Source organism: Desulfovirgula thermocuniculi DSM 16036, from assembly GCF_000429345.1.
Classification (GTDB): domain Bacteria; phylum Bacillota; class Desulfotomaculia; order Desulfotomaculales; family Desulfovirgulaceae; genus Desulfovirgula; species Desulfovirgula thermocuniculi.
Genome location: NZ_AUBR01000081.1, coordinates 1 through 9,157 on the forward strand (window position 1 = coordinate 1; position 9,157 = coordinate 9,157).

Annotated in this window: 12 protein-coding genes, 1 tRNA gene and 1 pseudogene; all 14 read right to left on the minus strand. The window is 65.2% G+C overall.

What is annotated here, in order from left to right:
* Positions 1-450: pseudogene (locus G454_RS19350) on the minus strand (hypothetical protein); the annotation flags it as partial.
* Between the two features lie 85 nt (positions 451-535).
* Positions 536-781 (minus strand): hypothetical protein, encoded by a 246-nt coding sequence (locus G454_RS0113855; RefSeq protein WP_027719080.1) that lies wholly within the window; start codon positions 779-781, stop codon positions 536-538.
* A gap of 6 nt (positions 782-787) precedes the next feature.
* Positions 788-1,210 (minus strand): STAS-like domain-containing protein, encoded by a 423-nt coding sequence (locus G454_RS19355; RefSeq protein WP_051276467.1) that lies wholly within the window; start codon positions 1,208-1,210, stop codon positions 788-790.
* 82 nt (positions 1,211-1,292) lie between these two features.
* On the minus strand, positions 1,293-2,603 hold the full coding sequence (locus G454_RS19360) for a DNA-methyltransferase (RefSeq protein WP_051276469.1): 1,311 nt from the start codon (positions 2,601-2,603) through the stop codon (positions 1,293-1,295).
* Positions 2,600-3,175: a hypothetical protein gene (locus tag G454_RS0113870; RefSeq protein WP_027719081.1), complete on the minus strand. Its 576-nt coding sequence runs from the start codon at positions 3,173-3,175 to the stop codon at positions 2,600-2,602. The genes G454_RS19360 and G454_RS0113870 overlap by 4 nt, the downstream gene beginning before the upstream one ends.
* A 38-nt stretch (positions 3,176-3,213) precedes the next feature.
* Positions 3,214-3,459, minus strand: a complete 246-nt coding sequence (locus tag G454_RS21570; RefSeq protein WP_156896816.1) for a hypothetical protein — start codon at positions 3,457-3,459, stop codon at positions 3,214-3,216.
* A gap of 297 nt (positions 3,460-3,756) precedes the next feature.
* A complete protein-coding gene (locus tag G454_RS22925) occupies positions 3,757-5,484 on the minus strand; it encodes a DNA cytosine methyltransferase (RefSeq protein ID WP_084413520.1) in 1,728 nt (575 codons plus the stop codon).
* A gap of 79 nt (positions 5,485-5,563) precedes the next feature.
* A complete protein-coding gene (locus tag G454_RS0113885; RefSeq protein WP_027719083.1) occupies positions 5,564-5,848 on the minus strand; it encodes an HU family DNA-binding protein in 285 nt (94 codons plus the stop codon).
* 66 nt (positions 5,849-5,914) lie between these two features.
* Positions 5,915-6,076 (minus strand): hypothetical protein, encoded by a 162-nt coding sequence (locus G454_RS21575; protein WP_156896817.1) that lies wholly within the window; start codon positions 6,074-6,076, stop codon positions 5,915-5,917.
* A gap of 17 nt (positions 6,077-6,093) precedes the next feature.
* Positions 6,094-6,675 carry a hypothetical protein gene (locus tag G454_RS0113895; RefSeq protein ID WP_156896818.1) on the minus strand — a complete coding sequence of 194 codons (582 nt, stop codon included), beginning with the start codon at positions 6,673-6,675 and terminating at the stop codon, positions 6,094-6,096.
* A 323-nt stretch (positions 6,676-6,998) separates the two neighbouring features.
* Positions 6,999-7,247 (minus strand): hypothetical protein, encoded by a 249-nt coding sequence (locus tag G454_RS21580; RefSeq protein WP_156896819.1) that lies wholly within the window; start codon positions 7,245-7,247, stop codon positions 6,999-7,001.
* A gap of 672 nt (positions 7,248-7,919) precedes the next feature.
* The gene (locus tag G454_RS0113905; RefSeq protein ID WP_027719086.1) at positions 7,920-8,384 is read right to left on the minus strand and encodes a DIP1984 family protein; all 465 of its coding nucleotides are present in this window, start codon (positions 8,382-8,384) and stop codon (positions 7,920-7,922) included.
* Positions 8,385-8,434: 50 nt separating this feature from the next.
* A tRNA-Asn gene (locus G454_RS0113910) sits at positions 8,435-8,510 on the minus strand.
* A gap of 120 nt (positions 8,511-8,630) precedes the next feature.
* Positions 8,631-9,157 (minus strand): reverse transcriptase-like protein (locus G454_RS22170; protein WP_156896820.1); only part of this gene is annotated, 527 nt, incomplete at its 5' end.

The following is a 9,157-nucleotide window of genomic DNA, read 5'->3' on the forward strand; positions in this document are numbered from 1 at the left end:
GGCCGCCGACGGCCTGCCGCGCAGAGCGATGCCCCTCTTCCTCCGCTTGCCGAACAACCGCTGGCACTCTTTACGCACCGCTTCCAAGGACTCCGCGGCGAGGCGATACTCGGTAACGCCTTTTTTCTCGGCAATTGGCCCCGAGACCGCGACCCCGCCGAACCGGCTTGGCACGGATATCTTCACGCCGGGTCCCAGGCCGCGCTCCCGCAACCACGCCGGGAAGCCGGGGGCGTCCTCGCCGTAGTAACCATAGCGCCTCTCATCCGCCGCCATCTCCGCCAGCGCCTCCTCCCCGTTGAAAAGCAGTCCGCCAGCTTCGGACTCAGCTTTCCTCATGTAGCGCTGCGCTTCCGTTTCGAGCAATCGATACTCCTGCTCCAAGGCGTAGTACTCTTCTGTAAACTCCGGATCCTCCAGCAGGCGTGCCTTGAACTCGCACCAGTTCATCGATACTCTCCTCTTCTTCCGGTCCGGTTTCTACAGCATGGTTTAACTTTGACTAACTTTGACCATCAAGGTAACACAATACCCTTCACAGCTTTTCGACGTAATACAGCGAATTCGCTGCCAGGCGCACCCGGCACACGGCCTGCTCCAGCCGGGCCACCAGGTGGGCGGCCTCGCCGTAGGCGAACTCGGGCGCGGCTAGTTCCCGCTCCGCCTCCCGCGCCGCGACGAGGAGTTCCCGCACAGCCGCGCGCAGGCCCGCGCGGGCGGCAGGGAGGGGGTTGGCGGCGGTTACGGAAGTGTTTTCGGTGTTTGTAAAAACAACGTCCATCTCTGGTCACCCCGGTTTTTTGGCAATCACAGGATAACCCATATCACGCCACTCAACACCTACGAGTAGCTTGTTTTGACCACTGCTATGCAAAACGTGCAAAAATACTTCTTTCAGGTCCATCGTGTTCAACTCCGTGCAAGATTCATCTTCTTCCGCAAGCCTGGCCCCCAAGGCAAACTTGATAGCGGACTTGACCTCGGGAGAGCAGTTGAAAAATTTTATCCTGCGTCTGAACTCTTCGGAACCCATCCCCTGAAGCAGTTTGCCAAATGCCTCGTCGCAGAAACAGTGCGATACCACTTCCACCCCGGCAAAATCCAGCGCCACACGGGCCGAGCTTTTCAGTTCTTCCAGAACCAGATCCCTGACCCTCCTGCCCAGCGCACGGCCCGTCAAGCAAGCACCGATGTTTCCCAGCTTAATCACTTTTACCCATCCCCCTTCATTGCCCGGAGGTTCCCAACTAGCGGTTCTATACCAAAGCGGGTCCTCCACCGCAGGAAGGCCCTCATGGGATCGCCACCGCCCCGGGGGATTGAACGGCCCCCGCCGGGGGAATCTCCTCCAGCGACCAATCGTGGCTGTCGAAGAGCCTGCCACTACCCTTGAACCCGCACCGCTCGAGGGCCAGTTCGGCGTACTCGCGCTTCAGGTCGATGTACACGCTGTCCCGGCCCAGGGCCATCGCCGCCAGAGTCGTGGTCCCCGCTCCCCCGAAGGGGTCGAGCACCACGCAGCGCGCCGAGCCGTCGTTGTCCGGGCAGCGGCACCCGGGCCGCCAGCCGACCGTCCTGGAAGCCACCACCTCCAGGTACGGCCTGCCCTGCTGGCCGTGGTCGAACCTGCCGATTTCGCGGCAGCCGAAGCGGTCTCCGCGCGGGGCATGCTCCCTCTCCACCACCCTCTCCCACGGCGCCCCGTAGGCCGGGCACGCCGCCGGGGAGGTGCCGGCGAGGATGCAGATTTCCGCCAGGGCTTTCGGAAAGACCGCAAAGTGGGCCCCGGGGAAGGGTTCAGTGTTGATCGCCCAAACGGAGCGGCGGTTCCGCCCGCAGGTGGTGTCCAGAACCTTGAAGCCGCGGTGCGGTTTCAGGGGCCCATTAAGATTCCATGGTTCATTACTTCGTTCCCGTGGCAGGGCTTCGGGCAGGTAGCGCTTGTCGTAAAGATGAGTAACAGCGGGTTCCTTTACAGCTTCCGCATCGTAGAAATACCGCGGCGATTTCGCTAGCAAGAAAATGTATTCGTGAGCCTTTGTGGGTCGGTCTTCCACACTTTCGGGAAGGCAATTGGGCTTCACCCATACTATATCCGAACGGAGGAACCACCCCTCGGCCTGTAACGCGAAAGCCACCCTCCAGGGAACGCCAACCAGGTCCTTCGGCTTCAGCTCAGAGAAACTGCCACGGTTCGCCTGCCGCGCGTACAGTATTCGGCCGGTACCTTTCTGCATCCGCCCTTCATCCCACGGCCCACCCTTGCCCGGGTTGGCGTAACTATCACCAATAACAAGCCACAGCGTGCCGTCCCACCGTAGGACGCGCCGGACCTCCCGGAACACCAGCACCAGGTGGCCGACGTACATTTCCGGCGTCGGCTCCAGCCCGAGCTGACCCTCCCACGCGGGAACACGGATAGGCGGCAGGCCGGACATCGGGGAGTACTCGACCTCCGGCCAGTACACGGGCGGGAGGCCGTAGTCGCGCAGGCCCCAGTACGGGGGCGAGGTCACCACACAGTGCACGCTTTCCTCCGGTAGAAGTTTGAGGGCGTCCAGGACGTGGCCGACGATGAAGCGGTGGGTGCCCAAGATCCTCATCTCCCGCCGCTTTCCCGATCCACAGATACCGGCGAAGTTTGGAAGTGTCCGGCTACCACGCCTCCGGACACCGCCAGCACCGCCGCCTCGCACACGGCGCGCACGAAGGCGTTAGCCGCCGCGCGGACCTCCCGTTCCCCGACAGGACCGCGCACGGTCACACTGTAGGCCGGACCGCTGCCCTCGCTGCAGGCCTCGATGCGGATCCCGCACCCCGCCGCCCGCAGGTGCTCCACCAGGGCAGCCGCTAGCCCGTAGTCGCTGGAGTAGAAGGGTACCGGAACGAACCAGAAATCCAGCTCCTCGGCGTAGTTAGCCGTCACGCCCCGCAGGAGCGGGTCCTCGCTCTCGTCGATCCACCTGTCCTCCGGCAGGCGAACCACGGGCGAAGGCGTGTGATACCACGGGGCGGCGGGTTCCCGTTCCGGCGAGGCCCTCCACAACCCGCACTCCGGTTCCGGCCCGCACGGCCAGTCCCGCGCGACCACCTCCAGGCCCAGCACCCTCTCCGCGACCAGCACGTCTAATTCCCGGTTCGCTAGGCCGAGCAGATCAGAAATGGTTCCCGCCACCGCTCTCCGCTCCTCTCCCGAAAGAACTCAACCTTCGGTCAGTACAAGTCCTTCCTCACCCACTCCGGAAGAGGGCCAATGATCCCTTCGACCGCAGACAGAAAGTCGGCAATATTCTCTGAACTCCAGAGTAACCTCCTGAAACGATTGAGGTACTCCTGGAACACCCGCCCCACCAGCTCCGCTTCCCACCCGCCAGGAGCGTACTGGTGGTAGACATCCAAGGCCTTGACCACGGCCCGCGAAATAGCATCGCGACAATTAAAACCGCTTGACTTTGCCAACTCCAAATTCCCCTTCCTCAACCAATCGATAAATCTTTCCTGGCATCTACCAGACTCGAGGCTCTCCCCGCGTCCAGCACGGTTCACCTCTTCGCCCCCGCCGCAGATCCCCCAGAACCGCGGTTCGTCGGACCCGGACTCACAGGTCTGGCAAATCGCCTGTTGCCGTAGCAGTCCAGGTCGCTCACTCTCCCTACCTCCCTCCAACGCTGGCCACACCGCTATACCAGAGCAATTGCCGCCCCACGCCCCGCCCCTCATGGGCTATTCCGCACCCACTTTCAATCCCACCATAGGTTACCTAGGGAGCCGCAGGGCGTAGAGTTCCAGCACACCCGGGGGCTCCGCCGCGGTCAACCCCTCCGCCCGCAGGACCGCGTTGGCCAGGTGCCAGGCCAGGAGCGGCGGCACGGCGTTGCCCACCTGGCGGTACCGGGCCGTCTTGCCGCCGCGGAACTCGAACCAGTCGGGGAACGACTGGAGGCGGGCACACTCCCGCACCGTGAGCCGCCGCACGTGGGCCGCCCTCACGGCCGCGCTGGCGCAGTCGTTTTTGGCGCTGACGGTGTACCCGGGCCTCCCGGGGTTGCGAAGGGGAAACACACCGGCGTCGTCCGAGTAAAACCCGGGATGCTCGCCCAGCACCGCCGCCAACGATTCCCTTCCGTCAGCGGCTATGACAATCGACGGCTCATCAACGCTTGCCTTACTTTTGGCTCGTTTCGACACCACGACCAGCTTCGGCCTGCCGCCCTGCCTGGCGTCCACGCAGGGGGACGGCCTGACGGTCACGTCGAAGACCCGCGGCCCGCCGTCGTGCGGTATCTCGTCCACCCACAGCAGGACGGGTTCCCCGTTCTGTGGGCTACCCCCGCGCGGGGAACGCGGCTTGACGCAGACCGAGGGGGAGCCGGGGTCGAGCACGCGGCAGCGGGCGGCCTGCCCCGGGGGTAGTAGTTCGGGCGTACCGCACGGGACGGCCAGCCCGACCGTCGCCATGCCGTCCACCGTGTAGGACGGCGCGTCCACCCCCTTCCAACCCCTCCCGTTCTGCCGCTTCTGCACGCCGCGGCAATCCTGTATCAGGAGCGGCCCGGCGGGGACGTAGTTCTGCTGGAGCCTCCTCCCGTCGCGCCGCGGCCCCCCGGAGCACCGGACCGCGGCCGCGGATCCGGCCAGGGCCGCCAGCACGTCGCTCGCCCGGTTGTTGCCTTTCGGCGTCGCCCCCTTGTGCTCGGTGGCCGTGACCGTGAGCGATGGGGACTCTAGCACGGGCGGAACCATGCATGCCCTGGTGTGGTGGTGCCCCGGGGCCGACAGCCTGCCCTCCCCCTGCACCGCCATTGCGGGCCTGTCATCAAAGATCGTGGGGAAGCCCAGCGCCTCGGCCACCGTCACCCACGGCCTCAGCGGCGGGCCGAACAGCCGCCCCTGGAGGCACTCCGCCGGGGAGGCGTGGGTCCGCTCCGGCCAGGAGAAGTCCCTCCCCGTGCGGTTCCCCACCACGAACACGCGTTTCCGGAACTGGGGCACGCCGTAGTCGGCGGCGTCCAGCACCGCCCACCACACGCGGTATCCCAAGGAGCGGAACCTCTCCAGCACGGAGGCGAAGTAGCGGCCCTTGTGAGCCTCCTTCACCTTCCGCCCCGCGCACTCCGGGCAACCGCACACGGACAGCAGGCCCGGCACGTTTTCCATGAGGAACCATGCGGGCCTCAGGGCCTCCACCGCCCTGATGAAATCCGGGATGCAGTCGCGCTCGTCCGCCGGGCCGAGCCGCTTGCCGGCGACGGAGAAGCTTTGGCACGGCGGCCCGCCCACCAGCACGTCCGGCGTCGGGAGCGAGGAGAAGTCGAAACCCCTGGTGTTCGCGAGGACGAAGTGGTCGCCCAAGTTGGTCCGGTAGGTCTCTGCGCAGTCCGGGTCGTTGTCCAGCGCCCAGAGCGGGCGGAAGCCCGCCAAGGCGAAACCTAGCGACAGCCCCCCGGCGCCGCAGAACAGGTCGGCGAATGTAAGCAAGCGCATACACCCCCGGAAAAACGAAAGGGTCCGAGAACGGGACGCCTCCCGATCCCGGACCCCCGTTGGCGCGCGGAAGGCCCGCTTAGCCGCTTGCCGCCACTACCGCTTCCTTCAGGGACTTGCCCGCGCGGAACGCCACGACCCTGCCGCCGGGGATGACGATCTCCTCGCCCGTCTGAGGGTTGCGGCCCTTCCGGGCGGACCGCTCCCGCACCGCGAAGGTGCCGAAGCCAGGCACGCGGACCTCTTCGCCCCGCGCCATGGCCTCCCGGACGGTGTCAAGCACGGCAGTTACCGCCCGCTCGGCCTGGGCCCTCTTCAGCCCGGCCTTCTCTGCCACGGCGGCCACGAGCTCGGCCTTGGTCAAGCGGGATCACCTCCCTTCCGGGAAAAACAGAAAGGGGCGGTAGCGGTGGGAGGTGCGTTCCCACCGCTACCGCCCCAACAGTTCGTCAAACAACTCCGCCAGTTCCGGGTCGCCCCCGGCCAGGCGGAGCAACAACCTTTCAACCGCGGCCGCCAGGTCCCCCGCCTCGGCCGCCCCGCTACGGTAGAAGCGGAGGGCCAGGCAGGCCGCCGCGTATTCCTTCAACACCGCCCGGCCACCCCCCGTTAGACCGGGACCCCGGTCTCGAACGGGGAGGTGCTGTCCTTGTGGACGGACAGCCGGGGGAGCCTGAACTCCCCTGGTCGTTGCCGCTCCCCGTTAGGGGCATGTGGTTTGGGAAAAACCCCGGCCACCTCGCGGAGGGCGGCTCCCAAACGGGCCAGGCTCTCCGCAACAAAGGCCTCCAAATGCCCAACACGCTCGGCGAGCTCCACAGCCGAGGAAGCACGCTCAAGAAGGGAGCGAAACTCAACTTCTAATCCTTCGGCCGCTTCCGCCGCACGTTCCGCCGCCTCTGCCATTTGCCGGAGTGCGGAAGATAATGCATACGGAGACGGAGAGGAACGTTCAGGAGAAAGCGGAAAACGGAAAACCCGTCTATCTTGAATTGGAATGCTCTCCTCGGATTTGTTTTTCTTTACTTGTTGAATCACTTTCCTTACAAGAGTCGCACATACTCCGAAGCGGGCCATGCTTTCAGTTATGATGGCCGAGGTCGATTTTCCTTCGGCCAACATATCGCGCACGGCTTCCTCGACTTCGGGGGCAAGGGCACGGACACTCCCAAGGTCGCGGTTGGCGGCCACCCGCCTTTTGGCTTCCTCCCATAGTTCGCGGAATTCCCGCGAATTTTTGAGGAGGGTCCTCTTAATCCTCCACAAAACTCGACTGGCAGTGGTTCCATGTCGAAGGGCCACCGAAGCTACAAGGGCCTCGATAGACCCCCATCGACATTCGGAGCACTCGCCCCGAACAATCTTACGGAGTTCGTCCTCGATTTCTTTTAACACTATTACCATAGTTAGTGACACGGCGACCCCGCCCGGCCGGGCCCGCCGCGCCAACCCACCTCCTTCGAAGAAGTTTTTATTGGCGCAGCGGGCCGGATCCGGGCGGCCCGCGTCCCATTTCAATTTACGAGCTTCTCGGCCTCCCGGACCACCCGGGCGAACAGCTCCCGGGGGACCCGGAGGTCGGCCCTCCGCAGCGCCCTCCGGGCGAGGGCAAACCTCGCCGGGTTGGAGGGGCCCCGGAGCACTTCCCTCCGGAAGGGCCCAAAGTCGGCTATCACCCGGGCAGCCCTCCGGAGGGGCTCCCCGGCCAGAGCCTCGAGGACCCTGACCTTTTCGGGACTTAATACTTCCCTGATTGTCACCATTTTCGCGGGGCCGCGGCCCCCGGCAGGCCGCGGCCCTGGCACCTCCCCTCGGTAGTGGTGTCGGGTACCGCGGACCGGCCGGGGCGGCCCTCCTCGCCCCGCAAAAATAGCGGGGGAAGTTCCTTCTAACTCGCCCCCGGAGGGGGAAAACCAAACCTCGCCCCCATAGAGGGGGGAAAACATCCGGTCGGAGGTCTGCCCTCCCCCGGGGCCGCCGCGGAGTGTTGCGATCCCGGGGCAGGGCGGACCACCCGAAAAAATGAGGGGTTGCCAGGAAGAACCCAAAGATTTCCCACGCAACCCCTTGAATCTCGCTCCCAGAACGGAAACTCGCCCCGCGCGGTGCGGGGGAACAGGCAGAGAACTCGCCGCCCGATAGGGGCGGGAAAAACTACTCGCTTCAGGTAGTATTGTACCACAGAAACCCAGGCGTGCGGAAGGCCCTGGCGACAAAAATACAAACCCCGCTCTCCCGCCCTCGCCGGGAACAGGCGCCAGCGCCAGGTAGTACGCAGTGCCCGGTACGCACGTGCCCGGTGCCCCGTGCGCAGTACACCTTCACCCGTCCTGCAAGAAGCCCGCTTCACGGCGGCTCCCACAAGCGCGGGCCAGATCACCCCCTGGCCCCGGGGGACGCCCTCAGCGCCGGTCTCCAGCTACACCTGAATTTTCCTACTCCTCCAGAAGATCGGTGCCCCAGTTGGCCGCCTGGATGGCGGCGTCCAGCTCCCGGTACGCCTTCGCGTACTCGTCGGCCTTCCTGCGCCAGTAGGCCACGTCCACGGTGGGCACGAACTTGATCTCCGAGCGGGTCACCCGGTAGTCCCGCGCACCGACGGCGGCGTCGGCCAGCTCCTTCGCCACCTCGTGCTTCAGCTTGAGCATGTCACGGCGCGCTATGGCCTCCATCAGCGTGCGGCCGTCGGACAACTTGGCCTCCAGGTTGGTACGGTTGATGGCCACAATCAGTTTCTCCAGACGGTCAATGAGCTTTTCCACCTTTTCGGCCAGCTCCGCAGGGTCTTCGGAGGGTTTGTCCCCCTCCTGCACCCGCGCGTCCCGCTCCATCCTCTGGCGCAGGGCGAATATCTCTTCTTTGATTCGCTTGCGCTCCAGTAGCGCCTCGGCCAGCTTCACAAAAATCCCCCCTTTTTCCTCTAGAAAAGCTGTTGCCTTTCCAATGCAGTTGGCAGGGGAGGCGGGCCTCGAACCCGCGACCTCCCGGTTAACAGCCGGGCGCTCTACCAGCTGAGCTACTCCCCTGAGTCCTGGCGGCGGGAACAGAATTAGTAACATATGGTAGCTCTTCCAATCCTACCGCCGCCTCTGAGAGGGGGGAGCAGACTGGGGAATACTTTTAACCATCTCCCGCCCGAAACCCCCTCATAGGGCGTCCCGGACGCTTTGAACACGCACCTCCGCCGCCAAGATGTGCTTGCACTTAACGCCGTACCTTGCGAAATCCGGGCAGGTGCACGTCCCCGCGGCCAGGTCGACCAGGTACTCTTCCCTGCCGGACTGGGATGGCACGGCGAACCTGCCGCCGCCGAGCGGCCTGACCGAGGGGGCGAGTTCTGCGGCACGCGCCAGCCTGCGGGGATCGGGCGGCGCCGCCCGCGCGTAGGCCCGCCTCGACAGGGCATCGGCCTCGGTATTTTGCTCCCGCGGCACCCAGCGGAAGCGAAGCCTGCGGAACCGCCCGGCCAACTCCTTCGCCCGTCGGTAGAGCGGGGCCACGCGGGGCGACTTCACGGCATACTCGCCCCGGAGTTGGTAAATGCAGAGTTGGCTGTCGGAGCACACCTCGACTTCCTCGTCCCGGTAGCCGCTCTCCAGCAACCACTCCAGCGCCCTGATGACCGCCGTGTACTCAGCGACGTTGTTCGTTGCCCCGGGGCCGGAACACACCA

What these genes read in the sequence shown, in the direction of transcription:
- G454_RS19360 (WP_051276469.1), bottom strand. Translation starts at nt 2,603, where the DNA reads ATGAGGATCTTGGGCACCCACCGCTTCATCGTCGGCCACGTCCTGGAC.
- G454_RS21580 (WP_156896819.1), bottom strand. Translation starts at nt 7,247, where the DNA reads ATGGTGACAATCAGGGAAGTATTAAGTCCCGAAAAGGTCAGGGTCCTC.
- G454_RS0113855 (WP_027719080.1), bottom strand. Translation starts at nt 781, where the DNA reads ATGGACGTTGTTTTTACAAACACCGAAAACACTTCCGTAACCGCCGCC.
- G454_RS22925 (WP_084413520.1), bottom strand. Translation starts at nt 5,484, where the DNA reads ATGCGCTTGCTTACATTCGCCGACCTGTTCTGCGGCGCCGGGGGGCTG.